This window comes from Pseudomonas sp. 7SR1 (assembly GCF_900156465.1).
GTDB lineage: Bacteria > Pseudomonadota > Gammaproteobacteria > Pseudomonadales > Pseudomonadaceae > Aquipseudomonas.
In genome coordinates this window covers 81,209-99,227 of sequence record NZ_LT707064.1, presented here as the reverse complement: position 1 = coordinate 99,227, position 18,019 = coordinate 81,209, and the positions used below count along the sequence as shown (strand labels likewise).

Here is an 18,019-nt window from a genome sequence, read left to right as displayed (position 1 = left end):
AACTTGATAAAAGAACAAACATCATGCCTCCGATTACGGTTGAACCGTGCACCTTTGCCTTGTTCGGCGCGCTGGGCGATCTGGCCTTGCGCAAGCTGTTTCCTGCCCTTTACCAACTCGATGCGGCAGGCCTGCTGCACGAGGACACGCGCATCCTCGCCCTGGCGCGTGAGCCGGGCAGCGAGCAGCAGCACCTGGCATTCATCGGCACCGAACTGCGCCGCTACGTGGGCGACAAGGACCTGAGCGAAACCGTCGTCGAGCGCTTCATGGCGCGTTTGACCTACCTGCACGTGGATTTCCTCAAGGCCGACGATTACGTCGCCTTGGCCGAGCAGGCCGGTTCCGCCCAACAGGTCATCGCCTATTTCGCCACGCCGGCAGCAGTGTACGGCGCCATCTGCGAGAACCTGGCGAAGGTCGGCCTGAGCGAGAACACCCGCGTCGTGCTGGAGAAACCCATCGGCTCGGACCTGGAATCGTCGCGCAAGGTAAACGACGCCGTGGCGCAGTTCTTCCCCGAGAACCGCACCTATCGCATCGACCACTACCTGGGCAAGGAGACGGTACAGAACCTGATCGCGCTGCGTTTCGCCAACAGCCTGTTCGAAACCCAGTGGAACCAGAACTACATCTCCCACGTGGAAATCACCGTGGCCGAGAAGGTCGGCATCGAGGGCCGCTGGGGTTATTTCGACAAGGCCGGCCAACTGCGGGACATGATCCAGAACCACCTGCTCCAGTTGTTGTGCCTGATTGCCATGGACCCGCCGGCCGACCTGTCCGCCGACAGTATCCGCGACGAGAAGGTCAAGGTGCTCAAGGCCCTGGCGCCGATCAGCCCGGAAGGCCTGACCACCCAGGTGGTGCGTGGCCAGTACATCGCCGGCCACAGCGAGGGCAAGGCGGTGCCCGGTTATCTGGAAGAACCCAATTCCAATACCCAGAGCGATACCGAAACCTTCGTCGCCCTGCGCGCCGACATTCGCAACTGGCGCTGGGCCGGGGTTCCGTTCTACCTGCGTACCGGCAAGCGCATGCCGCAGAAGCTGTCGCAGATCGTCATCCACTTCAAGGAACCGTCCCACTACATCTTCGCCCCCGAGCAGCGCTTGCAGATCAGCAACAAGTTGATCATCCGCCTGCAGCCGGACGAAGGAATTTCCCTGCGAGTGATGACCAAGGAGCAGGGCCTGGACAAGGGCATGCAACTGCGCAGCGGTCCGCTGCAACTCAACTTTTCCGACACCTGGCGCAGCGCACGGATTCCCGATGCCTACGAACGGTTGTTACTGGAAGTCATGAACGGCAATCAGAACCTGTTTGTCCGTAAAGATGAAATAGAAGCCGCGTGGACGTGGTGCGACCAGTTGATTGCCGGATGGAAGAAATCCGGTGATGCGCCCAAGCCGTATGCAGCCGGCTCCTGGGGACCGATGAGCTCCATCGCACTGATCACGCGGGATGGGAGGTCGTGGTATGGCGATATCTGAAGTGAAACTGCCTGAGGGCGTCAGCGCCCTGGCATTCAAGAGCCCGGTGCTGCTGGCCGAGGAGCTGGCGCTGGCGGTGGCCGGGCAACTGCGCGCCGCGATCGATGCCCGTGGCCTGGCGGTGTTGGTGGTCTCCGGCGGACGCAGTCCGGTAGCGTTCTTCCAGAACCTGGCCAAACAGGACCTGGACTGGTCGAAGGTGGTGGTGAGCCTGGCCGACGAGCGTTGGGTGCCGACCGAACATGCCGACAGCAATGCCGGTTTGCTCAAGCGTTACCTGTTGCAGGGAGCCGCGGCCAAGGCCCGGTTCCTGAGCCTCTACAGTGCCAGTGCCAACCTGGAGGCCGCTGCCGAACAGGCGGATCGCCTGCTGGCCGAGTTGCCGCCCATCGACGTGCTGGTATTGGGCATGGGAGATGACGGGCACACCGCTTCCCTGTTCCCCGACAGCCCGAACCTGGCCGAAGCCCTGGACAGCGAAGGATCCCGTCGTTGCTGGCCGATGCTGGCACCGACAGTGCCGCGCCAGCGCCTGACCATGAGCCGCGCGCTGCTGGCTTCGGCGCAGCACAAGATACTGTCGATTTCCGGTCAATCGAAGTTGACCACCCTGAACGCCGCGGTGGCCGGCGGCGATGTCGCCGAAATGCCGATCCGCGCGTTTCTGCAACCTACGTTAGAGATTTACTGGTGCCCATGAACCAAGGATCAGCCGCTATGAAAAACCCATCCCCGACCGTTTCCATGGCGGACAAAGTTACCCTGATCGACAACCTCTGTGCCAAGGCGCGGATCCTGCCGGTCATCACCATCGCCCGTGAGCAGGACATCCTGCCGCTGGCCGATGCGTTGGCCGCCGGTGGCCTGACGGCGCTGGAGGTGACCTTGCGTTCCCAGTACGGCCTCAAGGCCATCCAGGTGCTGCGCGAGCAGCGGCCGGAGCTGGTGACCGGTGCTGGCACCGTGCTCGATCGCCACATGCTGGCGGCTGCCGAAGCGGCCGGCTCTCAGTTCATCGTGACCCCGGGCATCACCCGCGATCTGCTCGAAGCCAGCGTCCAGAGCCCGATTCCGTTGCTGCCGGGCATCAGCAACGCCTCCGGCATCATGGAAGGCTACAGCCTGGGCTACCGCCGCTTCAAATTGTTCCCGGCGGAAGTCAGCGGCGGTGTCGCGGCCCTCAAGGCGCTGGGCGGTCCGTTTGGCGAAGTGAAATTCTGCCCTACCGGCGGTGTGGGGCCGGCCAATATCAAGAGCTACATGGCGTTGAAAAACGTGATGTGCGTGGGCGGCAGCTGGATGCTCGATCCGGAGTGGATCAAGAACGGCGACTGGGCCCGCATCCAGGAATGCACTGCCGAGGCATTGGCGCTGCTGGATTGAATCTGACCTGATTTCGTTGGGTGTTCTACGGCTTTACGGTGCGCTTGGTCGGCGCACCGTTTTTTTTTGCCCGAACTCTCTGAACAGGCACAGTCTTCTGTGGCAAGGGGATCAGTCCCCTCGCCACAAAAGACGGCGCGAGTCGTTAAATAGGGTTCAGCTCGATCAAGGCCTGGGTCAACCGCTCGATGTCGCTCGCCAGCGTGATCAGGCCAGGAGTGATGCGGATGCAGGAGCCGACGCTGGTGTTGCGCACCACGGTGAAGATCCCGTAGTCGTTGAGCAGCCGATCGGCCATCGCCTGTTGGTCTGCCCGGGCGGTAAAGCGCATCGAGGTGATGCCGCAGTAGAGGCGCCGGTCATCCGGAGTCATGACTTCGATACCCGGTAGATCGCGCACGGCATTCACCCACAGGTTGCGCAGGTAACCGAGCCGCGCGCCCTTGGCCAGGGCTCCGCCCAGGGCATAGTGCTCTTCGAACACCAGGGGCAGGGTCATCAGGGCCGGGATGTTGGGCATGCTGTGCGGGGTACGGGCACGGATGTCGGTTGCCGGGTGGCTTTCATCGTCCATATCCGGGTCGATATCGGCCAGCCGATGTGGGGCAATGTACAGGAAGCCCAAGGCCAGGGGCGCGCCGATCCATTTCTGCAGATTGAATCCGGCGAAGTGGATGCCCAGCTTCTTGATATCGAAATCGATCTGGCCCAAGGCATGGGCGCCGTCGAGAATGATGTCGACGTCGAACTCCCGGGCCGCCTCGGCGATTGCCTGGACCGGCATCACCAGCCCGGTCAGGTGGTTCACGTAGGTCAGCGTCATCAGCTTCAGGCGCGGGTAGCGGATGAACGCTTCGCGATAGGTTCCCACCAGGCTCTCGAAACTGGCGGGATGCTGGTGGACCAGTTCGATGACCTCCACGCCACGCTGGCGAGCCAGCCAGCGCATGGCGCTCTTGACCGATGGATATTCCAGGTCGCAGATCAGGATCTGGTCGCCAGGCACCAGTCGGTTGTAGTTGCGTATCAACGATTGCAGGGCATCCACTGCGCTGCGGGTCAGCGCCACGGTTTGCGGGGCGACGTCGATCAGCTCCGCCACCTGGCGGCGTATCGCATCGCCATGTTCCTGGTCGAAATACTGCCGCACATAGAGCGAGTTGCTGCGGTTGATGAATTCGATATTGCGCTGGTATTCCTCCACCACGGTTCGCGACATGCGACCGAAGTAGCCGTTCTCCAGGTTCAGCGGCCCGTTGGGGTCGACATCGTAGCGGCCGACAAAGGTCTGCCAGAATGCTTCATCGTGGGCGCGTAGCGTGTTCTCGGGCATGGCGGGCTCTTTCAGGGGCGGGGCTTGGGCTTGCCGTGTTTGATGCGCAACGGATCGAGCAAGTCCGACAGACCGTTGTGATCGATCTCCTGCATCAGCGCCAGCAAGGCACCCAATTCACCGTGGGGAAAACCTTCCCGGGCGAACCAGTTCAGGTATTGGCCAGGCAGGTCAGCCAGGATTCGACCCTTGTATTTGCCGTAGGGCATCTGGCGCGTGACCAGCAGTTCCAGGTTTTGCGGATTCATGGCAGTCGTCTTGATTCGGGCAGGTTTGAAAATACAGGCATTCTGCATGCAGGCCAAATGACAGATCATGCAAATAACGCGGATACAGATTTGAGGGTTTTTGCTAACTGATTGATTTTAAATGGAGATTTCTTTGGTTTAGGGCTGGCATGGCCGATGCAACAGTCCTTGCAGGTTTTTTATTAACCAAGCAAAGGAATTGAAAAATGACTGACATGAACAAAGAAGCCATCTCCGTCCTGAATGACCTGATCCAGACCAGTAAGGACGGTCAGGAAGGCTTCAAGACCTGCGCTGAAGACATCAAGCACCCACAACTCAAGGCCCTGTTCGTCCAGCGCGCCGCCGATTGCGCCACTGCCGCGACCGAGCTGCAAGCGGCCGTTCGTTCCCTGGGCGGCGACCCGGAAACTTCCACCAGCGTGGCCGGTGACTTGCACCGCCGTTGGGTGGACGTCAAATCCATGTTCACCGGCAAGGACGAAGAGGCCGTGCTCAACGAAGCCGAACGCGGCGAAGACCATGCCCTCAAGGCCTACAGGGAAGCCATGGAGAAGATCAACAAGCATAACCTGGTGGGCATCCGCGATCTGGTGGAGCGTCAGTACCACGGTGTGCAACGCAACCATGACCAGGTCAAGGCGCTGCGTAACCAGGCGAAAGCCAGCTAAGTCCGTGCCCTGAAAAAAAAACGCCAGCTTGCCTGGCGTTTTTTTATGGCTGGTACGACCGCCAACGGTTTGGCGAAGCGCGTCCCGGGGTTTTGGGAACCGTCGTGTAACGGTGTGTTGTCCAATATCGAGTCAATAGCCTATGGACTGATATAGGTAGCTAGCTAATAATTACGCCTGCTGTCTCACATCCTTGCACTATTGTTATCGCAAACCCTGAAGAGTTTCCTGCGTGCCCATTACCCTACAGGCCTTGTTCGCCCCGGACCGTCTCGCTCTGCAGTTCGCCATCAAAACCGTATTGGGCGGCGGACTGGCGCTATGGCTGGCGTTGCGCTGGGGCCTGGAACAGCCTTCGTGGGCCTTGATGACTGCGTTCATCGTGGCGCAGCCGTTGTCCGGGATGGTGGTGCAGAAGGGCCTGGCACGGCTGCTCGGGACCTTGGTGGGCACCGCGATGTCGGTGGTGTTCATGGGCCTGTTCGCCCAGGCCCCCTGGCTGTTCCTGCTGGCGCTCGCGTTATGGCTGGGCCTGTGCACGGCCTGTTCGACGCTGCTGCGCAGCGCCTGGTCCTATTCGTTCGTGCTGGCCGGTTATACGGTCGCGATCATCGCCTTGCCCGCCATCTCCCATCCGCTGACGGTGTTCGACCAGGCCGTGGCGCGCTGTACCGAGATCAGCCTGGGCATTGTCTGTGCCACGGCCGCCAGTGCGTTGCTCTGGCCGCTGCGGGTCGAGCAGCAACTGGCGGTCCAGGCCCTTACCGCCTGGCAGAGTGGCATGCAGGCGGCACGGGCCACCTTGGCCGGTGACGCCCAGGCGCGAAAAGGCTTGCTGGAGATCCTCGGCAAGATCGTCGCGGTGGATGCCCAGCGTGAGCACGCCTGGTTCGAAGGTCGCCTTGGCCGTCAGCGGGCCCGGGCCATCAGCGGCTTGAGCCAGAAATTGCTGATGCTGCTGCGCATGTCCCGTTCGGTGCGCCGGCAGTGGAAGCAGCTCGAGCCGCAGGAGGCCGAGGCCCTGCAGCCCTGGATGAATGAAGTGCGCCAAGCCCTCGATGCCGACAGCTCGACGTTGCGGGCGTTGCGGCCGCGGGTCATGGATGCCTCGAACGATCCGGGCATCAGTCCGGCGCAGAGCTATTGCCTGGCCCGTTTCGCCCTGCTGCTGGACACCGCCCTGGCCGCTTGCGCCGCGCTGAAGGCGGTAGAGGAGGGCAGGGAGGCGGCCGATCCACCGCGAACCCTCGCACCCCATCGCGACCTGTCCCTGGCCATGGTATTCGGGGCCCGCAGTGCCCTGGCGTTCCTGACGGTCGCCAGTTTCTGGCTGGCGACCGCCTGGCCGGCCGCATCCGGCGCACTCTTGCTCACTTGCGTGGTTTGCAGCCTGTTCGCCAGTCGCGAAAACGGCGCGCAGATCGGCATGAGTTTCCTGCGGGGAATCCTGCTGGCCGTGCCGACGGCCTTCGTGATCGGCGAGATCCTGCTGCCGCAATGGAGCAGTTTCGCCATGCTCTGCCTGGCCATGGGCGTTCCGCTGTTCCTGGGGGCGCTGGGCATGGCCAAGCCACCGATATTCGCCACGGCCACCTCGTTCTGCCTGCACTTTATCGTGCTGGTGTCGCCGCTCAACGCCATGAAGTACGACGTGGCGGCGTTCTTCAACAGTGCCCAGGCGATGATGATCGGCGTGGGCGCGGCGGTGCTGGCCTTCAAGCTGCTGATCCTGCGTGACCCGGCCTGGCATAGCCGGCGCTTGCTGGCGGCGACCCTGGACGATCTGGTGCGCCTGACCCACCGCAACCTGCGTGGTGCCGAGAGCTGGTTTGGCGGGCGCATGGCCGATCGACTGTTGCAACTGGCCAGGCATTATCCGGAATTGCCGGTGCCGGCGCGCAGCCGCTGGGACGACGGCCTGCTGGGCCTGGACATCGGCGATGAGCTGCTGCATCTGCGATTGAGCCTGGCGGTGGCCCAGATCCCGGACAATCTGGCGCAGACCCGTTACTTGGACGCACTTGAGCAGGTACTTGAGCGCGGCCCGTCCGGTGATCGGGCCGAAGCGCTGGCACCAGCAAGCGCCGAGTTCCTGCAAGCGCTGGCGAGCCAACCGCCTGGTGATGCGTTGAAGCTGGCCCAAGGGGCGGTGGTGCAACTTCAAAACAGCTGGCGCGCCTGGTGCCGCCAGCACGAATCCCAAAGCCAGGAGCACAGCCATGGGCTTGCGTGAGTGGTCGATCGGCGGGGTGTTGCTCAGCCCGTTCCTGATTTATGTGGTGCTGGCGCTGCTGGTGACCGGTGCGTTGCGCCTGTTGCTCAGCCTCGTGCCGGCCGGGCGCTGGATCTGGCATGAGGCGCTGTTCGACTGCGCCTTGTATGTCTGCGTCCTGACTGTCATTACTGTGGTCCTCGGGCCGTTATAAGGAGTTGAACATGCGGACCTCCGTACGAGTCGCCGTCACGTTGAGCGTGGTGGCGGTGGCGATCTTCGCCGGGTTTCACCTGTGGCAGTACTACATGCTCACGCCCTGGACCCGGGATGCGCGAATCCGTGCCGACGTGGTGGTGATCGCCCCCGACGTGTCCGGCTGGGTGCGCGAACTCAAGGCTGTGGATAACCAGCAGGTCAAGGCTGGCGACCTGCTGTTGAGCATCGACCGCGAGCGGTTCGAGGCTGCGGTAGAGAAGGCCCGGGCCGTGGTCCAGACCCGCCAGCAGCAATTGAACCTGCGCGAGCACGAAGCCAGTCGTCGCGCGGCCCTGGGGCCACAGGCCATCAGTGCCGAACTGCGTGAAAATGCCCAGATCAATGCAGGCATCGCCCGGGGCGAGCTGCGTGAGGCCCAGGCCGAAGCCAAGGTCGCCGAACTCAACCTGGCCCGCAGCCAGGTCCTGGCGCCTCGCAGCGGCCATATCACCAACCTGCGGCTGGCCGAAGGCAACTATGTGAACGCCGGGCAGCCGGTCATGGCGCTGATCGACGACTCGACGTTCTATGTGCAGGCCTATTTCGAGGAAACCAAATTGCCGAGGATTCGCGTGGGCGATCCGGTCAAGGTCTGGCTGATGAGCGCAGGCCATGCGCTGGAAGGCCACGTGGAAAGCATCAGTCGCGGCATCACCGACCGCAATACCAATCCGGACACACAACTGCTGGCGGAGGTCGAGCCGACCTTCAACTGGGTGCGCCTGGCCCAGCGGATTCCGGTGCGGATCAAGCTGGACAAGGTCCCGGAAGGCGTGACACTGAGCGCCGGGATGACGGCGAGCGTGCAGGTGCGCGAAGACCAGCCATAGCTCATCGCACAACGGTCATTTGTGGCGAGGAGACAAATCCCCTCGCCACCTGTCATTCGCTTTGGGTCGTGGTAATCAACCGATGCTGATCGCCGGCAATGTCGGCAGCGTCACGGTCTGTTGCTTGCGCGGCGCGAGGATCTCGGCCTCGCCGTCCACCACCAGTTCGTCGCGCTGGTTGAACACGCGAGTGGCGATGCGCACGCGGAATTTCGGCAGCTTTTCCAGGATTTCCAGGCGCACGGTCAAGGTGTCGCCGATTTTCACCGGCTTCTGGAAGCTCATCTGCTGGCCGATGTAAATAGTGCCTGGCCCTGGCAACTCGCACGCCACCGCCGCGCTGATCAATGCCCCGCTGAACATGCCATGGGCAATGCGCTCCTTGAACATGCTCGCTGCCGCGAACTCGGCGTCCAGGTGCACCGGGTTGTGATCGCCCGACATCGCAGCGAACAGCTGGATGTCACGCTCCTCGACGGTCTTGCTGTAGCTGGCGGTCTGGCCAACTTCGAGGGCTTCGTAAGGGATGTTGGTAACCTGGGTCATCTGTCTGAAATCCTGAGATGGGTAAAAAGAAACACAGCCTACAGGCTGTATGAAAAACTATTCGCTTCGTTGCGGGCGTTTATGACTCAGCGCCTGGGCAACCCAGGCCAGCACATCGGCCGTCACTTCATCGCGGTTGGTTTCGTTGAACAATTCGTGCCGGGCCTGGGGGTAGATCTTCAATTGCAGGTTCCGGCTGCCGGCGTCGCGCAGGACATCGGCCAGATCCTTCAGACGCTTGCCTTCGCTCACCGGATCACATTCGCCGCCCATTATCAGCAGTGGCAGGCCCGGATCGATCTGGGCGAGATTGGACGCCTTGCTGATCTGCTGCAGCCCGCCGAGCAGATCCACCCACAATTGGTTGGTGCAGCGAAAGCCGCACAACGGGTCCTGGATGTATTTGTCCACCTCGCTCGGATCCCGGCTGAGCCAGTCGAAAGGGGTACGGGCCGGCTTGAATTTCTTGTTGAAACTGCCGAACGACAGCCATTCGATCAGGGCGCTGCGCCCGGCCGCCCCCTGGCGCCAGCTTTCGAAACGGGCGATCTGGCGGGCGGCGCGGTAAAGCGCCACGGGTTGGAAGTTGGAACCGCTGAGGATCGCGCCATGCAGGCTCGCGCTGTGATGCAGCAGATAGGCCTGGGCAATATAGCTGCCCATGCTGTGGCCGAGCAGCAGTAGGGGGGTGTCGGGGTGCTGCTGGCCGATGTGCTGGTTGAGACTGGCCAGGTCGCCGACCACTTTGGCCCAGCCATCCTGGTCGGCGTAATGGCCCAGGATCCCGCCCCCCGCGGTGCGCCCGTGGCCACGCAGGTCCGGTGCGTACACGCCATAGCCTTCGTTGCACAGGGCCTGGGCCAGGCGTGCATAGCGACCGCTGTGCTCGGCCATGCCGTGGGCCACCATGACCACCGCCCGGGGTGCGCCTTCGGGCAGCCACTGGTTGACGAACAGGTGGCTATGGTCAGTCGCGGGCAGCCAGAACGTTTGGTGGATCATGGCGCTTCCTTTACACGAGGGGTCATACACAGGGACATGCACTGAATCACACAGGCGTCGCTGCATTGTATAGCGCATCCGTTGCGTCTCGCCTGATCAGTGTCCACGCTCAGGCTCTGTGTGGCCCGTCCTGTCAGTCAACTTCGGATGCCTGGCCACCTCCACATCCCGCGTTGCCTTGGCCAAGGGCGTCCGGCATCCGAATTTGAACTGACGACTAACCACACAAACCACGAGGCAGGAAGATTCACACAATCTATGACGCAAGTTGCCATATTTGCCTGATTGGCCATAGCTGCTAGTGTCCCAAGAGCTCCGCTTCGCCCGATAGGCAAGCGGCCCCGGGATAGGTTCAGGTAAAGAGGACAAAAACAATGCAGCCTGATTTCTGGAATGACAAGCGCCCGGCCGGCGTGCCCTCGGACATCGACCTGGGGGCCTACAAATCGGTCATCGAGGTGTTCGAGCGTTCCTGCAAGAAGTTCGCCGACCGTCCGGCGTTCAGCAACATGGGCGTGACCCTGACCTATGCCGAGCTGGAGCGCTACAGTGCGGCGTTCGCCGGCTACCTGCAGGCCCACACCGACCTGGCCCCAGGCGATCGTATCGCGGTGCAGATGCCCAACGTCCTGCAATATCCGATCGCTGTGTTCGGCGCCTTGCGCGCCGGGCTGATCGTGGTCAACACCAACCCGCTGTACACCCCGCGGGAAATGCGTCACCAGTTCAAGGATTCCGGTGCCCGGGCGCTGGTGTATATGAACCTGTTCGGCCAGAAGGTCCAGGAGGTGCTGCCCGACACCGACCTGCAATACCTGATCGAGGCGAAGATGGGCGACCTGATGCCCGCCGCCAAGGGGTGGCTGGTCAATACCGTGGTGAGCAAGGTCAAGAAGATGGTGCCGGCCTATTCGCTGCCCCAGGCCATTTCCTTCAAGAGCGCCTTGCGCCTGGGGCGCGGCCAGGGCATCAGGCCGCTGAAGGTCAGCCTCGATGACATCGCGGTGCTGCAATACACCGGTGGTACGACCGGGCTGGCGAAAGGCGCGATGCTGACCCACGGCAACCTGGTGGCCAACATGCAACAGGCGCGGGCGTGCCTGGGGCAGTTCGGCGACGATGGCCATCCGCTGCTGCGCGAAGGTCAGGAGGTAATGATCGCGCCATTGCCGCTGTACCACATCTATGCCTTCACCGCGAATTGCATGTGCATGATGGTCACCGGCAACCACAACGTGCTGATCACCAATCCACGGGACATCGGCGGCTTCATCAAGGAACTGAAGAACTGGCGTTTCTCGGCATTGCTGGGGCTCAACACCCTGTTCGTGGCGCTGATGGACCACCCGGATTTCAAGAGCCTGGATTTCTCCAGCCTCAAGCTCACCAATTCCGGCGGCACCGCCCTGGTCAAGGCCACCGCCGAGCGCTGGGAACAGCTGACCGGCTGCCGTATCACCGAAGGCTATGGCCTGACCGAAACCTCTCCCGTGGCCTGCACCAACCCCTATGGCTCCAAATCCCGCCTGGGTACGGTAGGGTTGCCAGTGCCCGGCACCCTCATGAAGGTCATCAGCGACGAGGGTGTCGAACAACCCCTGGGCGAACGCGGCGAGCTGTGCATCAAGGGCCCGCAGATCATGAAGGGCTACTGGAACAAACCCGAGGCCACCGCCGAGGTGCTGGACGACGAAGGCTGGTTCAAGTCCGGCGACATTGCGGTCATCGACCCGGACGGCTTCGTGCGTATCGTCGATCGCAAGAAGGACATGATCATCGTCTCGGGTTTCAACGTATACCCCAACGAAATCGAAGACGTGGTGATGGCCCACCCGAAGGTCGCCAGCTGCGCGGTCATCGGCGTGCCGGACGAGCGTTCGGGGGAGGCGGTGAAGCTGTTCGTGGTGGCTCGGGAGGCGGGCGTGAGCCTCGAAGAACTCAAGGCCTACTGCAAGGAAAACTTCACCGGCTACAAGATTCCCAAGCACATCGTGCTACGGGATTCGTTGCCGATGACGCCGGTGGGCAAGATCCTGCGGCGCGAGCTACGCGATATCGCCTGACGCCTGCAAAGATCGTCCGGTAGAAACAACTGGTGGGAGCGAACGTGCTCGCAAAGGCGGTGGATCGGTCAGCCCGAGGGTGGCGGGTCCATTGCTTTCGCGAGCAAGGCCGCTCCCACGGTTTCTTATGTTCAGATCGATTCGATGGTGCTTAGAATTTTTACTCTAAAAGTGACCATTGAATATTCTTGAGTCGGATTAATGACTGATTGGGCCTATTTTGGCTCTGGTCGGCCCTTGGCAAAGCTGCTACTCTCGGCGCGCTTTTGTGACTTCTCGGCCTTGATTCAAGCCAGATTCACCAACAAACACACACCAATAATAATCGCATCAAATGCGGTGAGAATTCGCGTTGCTGAGGAGTGGGCTTCCATGATTGAAGACTTTTGGAAGGATAAGTACCCAGCTGGGATTGCTGCCGACATCAATCCAGACGAGTATCCGAATATTCAGGCGGTGTTGAAGCAGTCCTGCCAACGCTTCGCCGACAAGCCGGCATTCAGCAACCTCGGCAAGACAATCACCTACGGTGAACTCTACGAATTGTCCGGTGCCTTTGCCGCGTATCTGCAACAGCATACCGATTTGCAGCCTGGCGATCGAATCGCCGTGCAACTGCCTAACGTTCTCCAGTATCCGGTGGCCGTGTTCGGCGCCATTCGCGCCGGCCTCATCGTGGTCAACACCAACCCGCTGTACACCGCGCGGGAGATGGAACACCAGTTCAACGATTCCGGCGCCAAGGCGCTGGTATGCCTGGCGAACATGGCGCACCTGGCCGAGGCCGTGGTGCCCAAGACCGGCGTCAAGCACGTCATTGTCACTGAAGTCGCCGACCTGCTGCCGCCGCTCAAGCGTCTGTTGATCAACAGCGTGATCAAGTACGTCAAGAAGATGGTTCCGGCCTATCACTTGCCCAAGGCCGTCAAGTTCAACGATGTGCTGAGCAAGGGCCACGGCCAGCCAATCAACGAAGCCAACCCCACCAGCGACGATGTGGCTGTGTTGCAATACACCGGTGGCACCACCGGCGTGGCCAAGGGCGCGATGCTCAGCCACCGCAACCTGGTGGCGAACATGCTGCAGTGCAAGGCGTTGATGGGCTCCAACCTCAATGAAGGTTGCGAAGTGCTGATCACGCCGCTACCGCTGTACCACATCTATGCGTTCACCTTTCATTGCATGGCGATGATGCTGATCGGCAACCACAACATCCTGATCAGCAACCCGCGGGATCTTCCGGCGATGGTCAAGGAACTGTCGAAGTGGAAATTCAGCGGTTTCGTTGGCCTCAATACGCTGTTCGTGGCCCTGTGCAACAACGAAGGCTTCCGCAAGCTGGACTTCTCGGCACTGAAGATCACCCTGTCCGGCGGCATGGCCTTGCAACTGGCGGCGGCCGAGCGTTGGAAGGAAGTGACCGGTTGCCCGATCTGCGAAGGCTACGGCATGACCGAAACCAGTCCGGTGGCCACGGTCAACCCGATCCAGAACATCCAGATCGGGACTATCGGGATCCCGGTGCCGTCGACCCTGTGCAAGATCATCGACGACGCGGGCGTGGAAAAACCGCTGGGCGAGATCGGCGAGCTGTGCGTGAAAGGGCCGCAGGTCATGAAGGGCTATTGGCAGCGCCAGGAGGCGACCGATGAGATCCTCGACAGCGAAGGCTGGCTCAGGACGGGCGATATCGCGCTGATCCAGCCGGACGGCTACATGCGTATCGTGGATCGCAAAAAGGACATGATCCTGATCTCGGGTTTCAACGTGTACCCCAATGAACTGGAAGATGTGCTGGCGACCCTGCCGGGGGTGCTGCAATGCGCCGCCATCGGCATACCGGACGAGAAGTCAGGCGAGGCGATCAAGATTTTCATCGTCGTCCGTCCGGGGGCCACGCTGACCAAGGAACAGGTCATGGAGCACATGCGTGCCAACGTCACTGGCTACAAGGTGCCCAAGGCTGTCGAGTTCCGCGACGCGCTGCCAACGACCAACGTGGGCAAGATCCTGCGGCGCGAGTTGCGTGACGAGGAACTCAGGAAGCTGGGTGTGAAGAAGTAGAATTGCCGCCAGACAAAAGCCCCGCCGAAGCGGGGCTTTTTCTTGGGCGATTACCTGAAGCGAGACCGTCTTTGTGGGGACGGTCATCGGCGGTGGGTTACAACCGGAACGGTGCGAAATCCAGATTGGTGCCTCCAGGACGCATGTCCTGCAGGTAAGAGTCCTTGTCGGCGCTCAGCTCCAGGCTCAGGGCTGCCTTGCGCTTGCCCTGGTTACGTACTTCCAGGCCTTCCATCTTTTCCCGCAGGAACACGGTCGGTACCTTCAAGTGCAGCAGCTCGTCAGTGGCCGGAGTGTGCAGCAACAGATGGACCCATTCGTACTGACCGACGGCCAGGCGTGTCACCGGGATGTTGAACCAGAAGATGTTGCGGTTGCGGTTCAATTCGCTGAAGTGGCAATTATTGACGCCCAGTACGGCACCGCCCAGTTCCTGGTTCCTGCGGGCGATGGCCTGTTTCTTATCGAGTTTCATAACATTCCTACGGGATTGGAGCTTCAGGCCGCAGCCCGAATACATGGGGCATTCTCGGGGGTTGGTCGGCAAACATAAAGCGCAACCTGCATTCGACGATGAAATATGCCGCCGAAAAATGAAACTCCCCGCAAACGGCCCCGGTCAACCCTTATGTAATGACTTTTCGTACCGTTGTTCACAGGAGAGACATCATGGGTAGCACGAGCGATAAGGTGAAGGGCGTTGCCAACGAAGCTGTCGGCAACATCAAGCAAGGCGTCGGCAAGGCCACCGATAACGACCGCATGCGCGCCGAGGGCGTAGTGCAAGAGAAAAAAGGTGAGGCCCAGCAAACCGCAGGCAAGGCCAAGGACGCGCTCAAGAAAGGCGTCGACGAGGCTTAACCGGGCTGTCGTGAAAAAACGATTGGAACGGCCATCTGCGGGTGGCCGTTTTCATGTCGGCTCGAACTTGCACCTGGGAAATTGTTCCAAAGTCGCCAAACAGGTTACTTTGTCTTGGATAACAACCCCATGAGTCGCCAGGCGACCTTCCTTTTTTTGCGGCGAAAGGAGACGCACATGATGTTTCCGGCCTTGAAAGGCTTACCCCTTCATCGTGTGATGATGCGTACCGTGACCGAGTTTCTCGACGACGAGATGTCGACCTACGCCTCGGCATTGGCCTACCAGATGCTGTTTTCGCTGTTCCCCTTCATTCTCTTCCTGATCGCCTTGATCGGCTTCCTGCACCTGCCGGATTTCTTCTCCTGGCTGCGCCTGCAATCGGAGCTGGTGCTGCCGCCCCAGGCCCTGGAGCAGGTCAACCCGGTGATCGATCAGTTGCAGCAATCCAAGGGTGGGTTGTTGTCGGTGGGTATCGTCATTGCCTTGTGGACCGCCTCGGCGGGTGTGCGCTTGATGATGAGTGCGATGAACGCCGCCTACGACGTGGTGGAAGGGCGTCCGGCCTGGAAACGCTTCCCGCTGTCGATTCTGTACACGGTCGGCATCGCCGGCATGCTTTTGGCGGCTGCGGCGTTGATGGTGCTCGGACCGCAGGTGATGGGCTGGATCGCGGCGCAGGTGGGGCTGGAGGAGTTCATTGTCACGGTCTGGACCATCGTGCGCTGGCCGGTGATCGTCTTCCTGCTGATGGTGGCCGTAGCGCTGATCTATTACGTAATGCCCGACGTCAAGCAGGAGTTTCGCTTCATCACGCCGGGTTCGGTGCTGGCGGTGGTGGTGTGGATCATCGCTTCCCTGGGCTTTGCGTTTTACGTCAAGACCTTTGCCAACTACAACGCCATGTATGGCAGTATCGGTGCGATCATCGTGCTGTTGCTGTACTTCTATATTTCTTCGGCGGTGCTGTTGCTCGGCGCAGAGATGAATGCGGTGATCGAGCACATGTCTTCCGAGGGCAAGGACCCTGGGGAAAAGAGCCCTGGCCAGCACGAAAAACAGCATGTGTCGGGCCTTGGGCGCGACCATTCCATCCATCACCCCCACCCTGACGAAGCCCGACCATGATTCGTGAAATCCTGAAAATGGGCGATGAACGCCTGCTGCGCATCGCTCCGCCGGTGCCTGTCGACATGTTCGACAGTCCGCAGTTGTGGCAATTGATCGACGACATGTTCCAGACCATGGAAAGCGTTGGTGGTGTCGGGCTGGCGGCGCCGCAGATCGGTGTGGACCTGCAACTGGTGATCTTCGGTTTCGAGCACAGCGAGCGTTATCCCGATGCCGAGGCAGTGCCCCAGACCATCCTGATCAACCCGCTGATCACGCCGCTGAGCCCGTTGATGGAGGAGGGCTTCGAAGGGTGCCTGTCAGTACCGGGCCTGCGTGGGGCTGTGGAGCGTTACCAGCACATCCGCTATGAAGGCTTCGATCCCAAGGGCGAGCCGATCGTGCGGATGGCCTCCGGTTTCCACGCGCGGGTGGTGCAGCATGAGTGCGATCACCTGATCGGTCGCCTGTACCCCTCGCGAATCACCGATTTCACCAAGTTCGGCTTCACTGAGGTGATGTTCCCGGACCTGGACCCGACGGCCGACGATTGATGCCCCAGCGAACCCTGTGGGAGCGAGCTTGCTCGCGGTTGCAGTGTCGGTTGGCATTGATGCAGCAGACCTGACGCTATCGCGGGCTCGCTCCCACGTTGGATCTGCGTCGGACCTCAGCAAGGGCGCTGCGGCTCCCACCCCATCGCAATCATCGGCTTGCTGCGGGCATACCGGCTCAGGCGCTCGGCCATCGCATAAGGCAGCGCCGGATCGAAGCTGAACCCGCGCCGCTCATAGAAATCGCGCAAGTCTGGATGACAGAACAGCCACACCGGCTCCTCCAAGCCTTTCATGGCTTCGGCGATCAAGCGTGCGGCGATGCCTTGCGTGCGGTACGCCGGATCGACGAACAGCCCGGTCAACCAACGCCCGCCTGGCACCGAGCGCAAGCACTGGGCCGCGACGATTTCATCCCGCCGCGCTACCCACAGCTGGGCCTCACGCACCGCTTTCATCGACGATTGATGGGTGCGGTAGAACTTGTTCATCAGCGGCCACAGCGGGGCTTCGAGCTGCAGGTAGCGGATTTCAGTCATGGCCGGGCGCCGGGAAATAAGGGGAGGGCGATTATAAAAGAACGCGAGTGCGGCGATAGGTGTATACCTGGTTCCACATCCCGTATAAGTGGAGTACGTATCATGGCCAAAGGCATGGATTCAAAAAAGGCGGTAAAGAAAAAACCGGCGAAGACCGCCGATGAAAAACGCGCTGACAAAAAGGTCAAGAAGGTGAATCTGTTCGGTCATTGAGTGGCCCGTCTCGGCGGGCCCCGGGTGTGAGCGAGGGCGTTCCCCTCGCTCAAGGCAGCAGGCAAGCGCCCGGGATCAGAGGGCGGCGAGGAAGGTATCCACGGCCTGGGCCTTGTCGTCCGGGTGTTTCGCCTGGGCTTTCTCGACTTGCGCCATTGCCGACTTGTCCTGCATGCGCTGGGCAATTTCCTGGCTGACCGCCAGTTGTTTCTCGGGCGGCATCGCCTCGAACTCCTCCTCGGTAATGCCCATTTCCTCAAGAATACTGTCGCGCAGGCGTTCCTCAGGCGTTTTGCTCATGTAGTCCTTGAAGGCCTGCATCGCCGGACTGTCGGACAGGTTGGCCCGGGCATCCTCGGACGCCACGGTTTGCAGTTGTATGCGAGTCTTGGCGAAGGCCTCATCGACGTTGTCGCTGATAGCGGTGCTGGCGTTGACCTGCTGCGTGGCCTGGCGAGTAATGGATTCCTGGACCTGGGCGCTGCCTTGGCTGGCCTGGGCCTGGATGTTGTCTCGCAACGCCTGCAGTGCCGCACTTTGCAGGCCACTGGCGGCCTGTGTGGCGGGATCCTCCTCCACGCGCCTGAGGGGCAGATTAATCATTTGCTGTTTTGCACTGACCAACATGATTCACACCTG

At 61.2% G+C, this 18,019-nt stretch carries 19 protein-coding genes; 12 read left to right on the top strand and 7 right to left on the bottom strand.

Annotated features, from left to right (window positions below):
- The first annotated feature begins 23 nt into the window (after window positions 1-23).
- The 3 genes from zwf to BW992_RS00465 are packed head-to-tail and all read left to right on the top strand — an operon-like array spanning window position 24 to window position 2,876.
- A complete protein-coding gene (gene zwf, locus BW992_RS00475; protein WP_053153166.1) occupies window positions 24-1,493 on the top strand; it encodes a glucose-6-phosphate dehydrogenase in 1,470 nt (489 codons plus the stop codon).
- Window positions 1,480-2,193, top strand: a complete 714-nt coding sequence (gene pgl, locus BW992_RS00470) for a 6-phosphogluconolactonase (protein ID WP_076405273.1) — start codon at window positions 1,480-1,482, stop codon at window positions 2,191-2,193. Before zwf ends, pgl begins: the two co-directional genes overlap by 14 nt.
- Window positions 2,194-2,210: 17 nt before the next feature.
- Window positions 2,211-2,876, top strand: a complete 666-nt coding sequence (locus BW992_RS00465) for a bifunctional 4-hydroxy-2-oxoglutarate aldolase/2-dehydro-3-deoxy-phosphogluconate aldolase (RefSeq protein WP_072398872.1) — start codon at window positions 2,211-2,213, stop codon at window positions 2,874-2,876.
- 145 nt (window positions 2,877-3,021) lie between these two features.
- Here BW992_RS00465 and BW992_RS00460 read toward each other — a convergent pair whose 3' ends face one another.
- A complete protein-coding gene (locus tag BW992_RS00460; RefSeq protein WP_076405271.1) occupies window positions 3,022-4,209 on the bottom strand; it encodes an aminotransferase class V-fold PLP-dependent enzyme in 1,188 nt (395 codons plus the stop codon).
- An 11-nt stretch (window positions 4,210-4,220) separates the two neighbouring features.
- A complete protein-coding gene (locus BW992_RS00455; protein WP_072398893.1) occupies window positions 4,221-4,457 on the bottom strand; it encodes a DUF3820 family protein in 237 nt (78 codons plus the stop codon).
- 206 nt (window positions 4,458-4,663) lie between these two features.
- Between BW992_RS00455 and BW992_RS00450 the strand changes: the two genes are divergently transcribed.
- The 4 genes from BW992_RS00450 (at window position 4,664) to BW992_RS00435 (ending at window position 8,428) form a co-directional block, all read left to right on the top strand.
- Window positions 4,664-5,128: a ferritin-like domain-containing protein gene (locus BW992_RS00450; RefSeq protein ID WP_072398870.1), complete on the top strand. Its 465-nt coding sequence runs from the start codon at window positions 4,664-4,666 to the stop codon at window positions 5,126-5,128.
- Between the two features lie 232 nt (window positions 5,129-5,360).
- Window positions 5,361-7,361, top strand: a complete 2,001-nt coding sequence (locus BW992_RS00445) for an FUSC family protein (protein ID WP_076405269.1) — start codon at window positions 5,361-5,363, stop codon at window positions 7,359-7,361.
- Window positions 7,348-7,554: a DUF1656 domain-containing protein gene (locus tag BW992_RS00440; protein ID WP_003198565.1), complete on the top strand. Its 207-nt coding sequence runs from the start codon at window positions 7,348-7,350 to the stop codon at window positions 7,552-7,554. Before BW992_RS00445 ends, BW992_RS00440 begins: the two co-directional genes overlap by 14 nt.
- Before the next feature lie 10 nt (window positions 7,555-7,564).
- Complete coding sequence (locus BW992_RS00435) at window positions 7,565-8,428, top strand: efflux RND transporter periplasmic adaptor subunit (RefSeq protein WP_072398868.1); 864 nt, start codon at window positions 7,565-7,567, stop codon at window positions 8,426-8,428.
- A 75-nt stretch (window positions 8,429-8,503) separates the two neighbouring features.
- Here the strand turns inward: BW992_RS00435 and BW992_RS00430 are convergent, their stop codons facing one another.
- The gene (locus BW992_RS00430) at window positions 8,504-8,974 is read right to left on the bottom strand and encodes a MaoC family dehydratase (protein ID WP_003227420.1); all 471 of its coding nucleotides are present in this window, start codon (window positions 8,972-8,974) and stop codon (window positions 8,504-8,506) included.
- Window positions 8,975-9,031: 57 nt separating this feature from the next.
- Window positions 9,032-9,976 carry an alpha/beta hydrolase gene (locus tag BW992_RS00425; RefSeq protein ID WP_076405267.1) on the bottom strand — a complete coding sequence of 315 codons (945 nt, stop codon included), beginning with the start codon at window positions 9,974-9,976 and terminating at the stop codon, window positions 9,032-9,034.
- 374 nt (window positions 9,977-10,350) lie between these two features.
- Between BW992_RS00425 and fadD2 the strand changes: the two genes are divergently transcribed.
- Window positions 10,351-12,039, top strand: coding sequence for a long-chain-fatty-acid--CoA ligase FadD2 (gene fadD2 / locus BW992_RS00420; protein ID WP_072398866.1), 1,689 nt, complete (start codon window positions 10,351-10,353; stop codon window positions 12,037-12,039).
- A 372-nt stretch (window positions 12,040-12,411) separates the two neighbouring features.
- On the top strand, window positions 12,412-14,103 hold the full coding sequence (gene fadD1, locus BW992_RS00415) for a long-chain-fatty-acid--CoA ligase FadD1 (RefSeq protein WP_072398865.1): 1,692 nt from the start codon (window positions 12,412-12,414) through the stop codon (window positions 14,101-14,103).
- Between the two features lie 97 nt (window positions 14,104-14,200).
- Here the strand turns inward: fadD1 and BW992_RS00410 are convergent, their stop codons facing one another.
- Complete coding sequence (locus BW992_RS00410; RefSeq protein WP_072398864.1) at window positions 14,201-14,578, bottom strand: hypothetical protein; 378 nt, start codon at window positions 14,576-14,578, stop codon at window positions 14,201-14,203.
- A gap of 194 nt (window positions 14,579-14,772) precedes the next feature.
- Here BW992_RS00410 and BW992_RS00405 point away from each other — a divergent pair, with 194 nt between their 5' ends.
- From BW992_RS00405 to def, 3 genes are all read left to right on the top strand, one after another.
- The gene (locus tag BW992_RS00405; RefSeq protein WP_053146213.1) at window positions 14,773-14,964 is read left to right on the top strand and encodes a CsbD family protein; all 192 of its coding nucleotides are present in this window, start codon (window positions 14,773-14,775) and stop codon (window positions 14,962-14,964) included.
- 177 nt (window positions 14,965-15,141) lie between these two features.
- Complete coding sequence (locus tag BW992_RS00400) at window positions 15,142-16,092, top strand: YihY/virulence factor BrkB family protein (protein WP_072398863.1); 951 nt, start codon at window positions 15,142-15,144, stop codon at window positions 16,090-16,092.
- The gene (def, locus tag BW992_RS00395) at window positions 16,089-16,628 is read left to right on the top strand and encodes a peptide deformylase (RefSeq protein WP_072398862.1); all 540 of its coding nucleotides are present in this window, start codon (window positions 16,089-16,091) and stop codon (window positions 16,626-16,628) included. Before BW992_RS00400 ends, def begins: the two co-directional genes overlap by 4 nt.
- Window positions 16,629-16,744: 116 nt before the next feature.
- Here def and BW992_RS00390 read toward each other — a convergent pair whose 3' ends face one another.
- Window positions 16,745-17,167, bottom strand: a complete 423-nt coding sequence (locus BW992_RS00390; RefSeq protein WP_076405265.1) for a GNAT family N-acetyltransferase — start codon at window positions 17,165-17,167, stop codon at window positions 16,745-16,747.
- A 288-nt stretch (window positions 17,168-17,455) separates the two neighbouring features.
- Window positions 17,456-18,007, bottom strand: a complete 552-nt coding sequence (locus BW992_RS00385) for a hypothetical protein (RefSeq protein WP_076405263.1) — start codon at window positions 18,005-18,007, stop codon at window positions 17,456-17,458.
- Window positions 18,008-18,019 lie beyond the last annotated feature (12 nt).

Coding starts and splice junctions, on each gene's coding strand:
- pgl (WP_076405273.1), top strand. CDS start 1,480: ATGGCGATATCTGAAGTGAAACTGCCTGAGGGCGTCAGCGCCCTGGCA.
- BW992_RS00465 (WP_072398872.1), top strand. CDS start 2,211: ATGAAAAACCCATCCCCGACCGTTTCCATGGCGGACAAAGTTACCCTG.
- BW992_RS00405 (WP_053146213.1), top strand. CDS start 14,773: ATGGGTAGCACGAGCGATAAGGTGAAGGGCGTTGCCAACGAAGCTGTC.
- BW992_RS00440 (WP_003198565.1), top strand. CDS start 7,348: ATGGGCTTGCGTGAGTGGTCGATCGGCGGGGTGTTGCTCAGCCCGTTC.
- fadD1 (WP_072398865.1), top strand. CDS start 12,412: ATGATTGAAGACTTTTGGAAGGATAAGTACCCAGCTGGGATTGCTGCC.
- def (WP_072398862.1), top strand. CDS start 16,089: ATGATTCGTGAAATCCTGAAAATGGGCGATGAACGCCTGCTGCGCATC.
- BW992_RS00455 (WP_072398893.1), bottom strand. CDS start 4,457: ATGAATCCGCAAAACCTGGAACTGCTGGTCACGCGCCAGATGCCCTAC.
- BW992_RS00385 (WP_076405263.1), bottom strand. CDS start 18,007: ATGTTGGTCAGTGCAAAACAGCAAATGATTAATCTGCCCCTCAGGCGC.
- BW992_RS00460 (WP_076405271.1), bottom strand. CDS start 4,209: ATGCCCGAGAACACGCTACGCGCCCACGATGAAGCATTCTGGCAGACC.
- BW992_RS00435 (WP_072398868.1), top strand. CDS start 7,565: ATGCGGACCTCCGTACGAGTCGCCGTCACGTTGAGCGTGGTGGCGGTG.
- BW992_RS00430 (WP_003227420.1), bottom strand. CDS start 8,974: ATGACCCAGGTTACCAACATCCCTTACGAAGCCCTCGAAGTTGGCCAG.
- BW992_RS00390 (WP_076405265.1), bottom strand. CDS start 17,167: ATGACTGAAATCCGCTACCTGCAGCTCGAAGCCCCGCTGTGGCCGCTG.
- fadD2 (WP_072398866.1), top strand. CDS start 10,351: ATGCAGCCTGATTTCTGGAATGACAAGCGCCCGGCCGGCGTGCCCTCG.
- BW992_RS00425 (WP_076405267.1), bottom strand. CDS start 9,976: ATGATCCACCAAACGTTCTGGCTGCCCGCGACTGACCATAGCCACCTG.
- BW992_RS00450 (WP_072398870.1), top strand. CDS start 4,664: ATGACTGACATGAACAAAGAAGCCATCTCCGTCCTGAATGACCTGATC.
- BW992_RS00400 (WP_072398863.1), top strand. CDS start 15,142: ATGATGTTTCCGGCCTTGAAAGGCTTACCCCTTCATCGTGTGATGATG.
- zwf (WP_053153166.1), top strand. CDS start 24: ATGCCTCCGATTACGGTTGAACCGTGCACCTTTGCCTTGTTCGGCGCG.
- BW992_RS00410 (WP_072398864.1), bottom strand. CDS start 14,578: ATGAAACTCGATAAGAAACAGGCCATCGCCCGCAGGAACCAGGAACTG.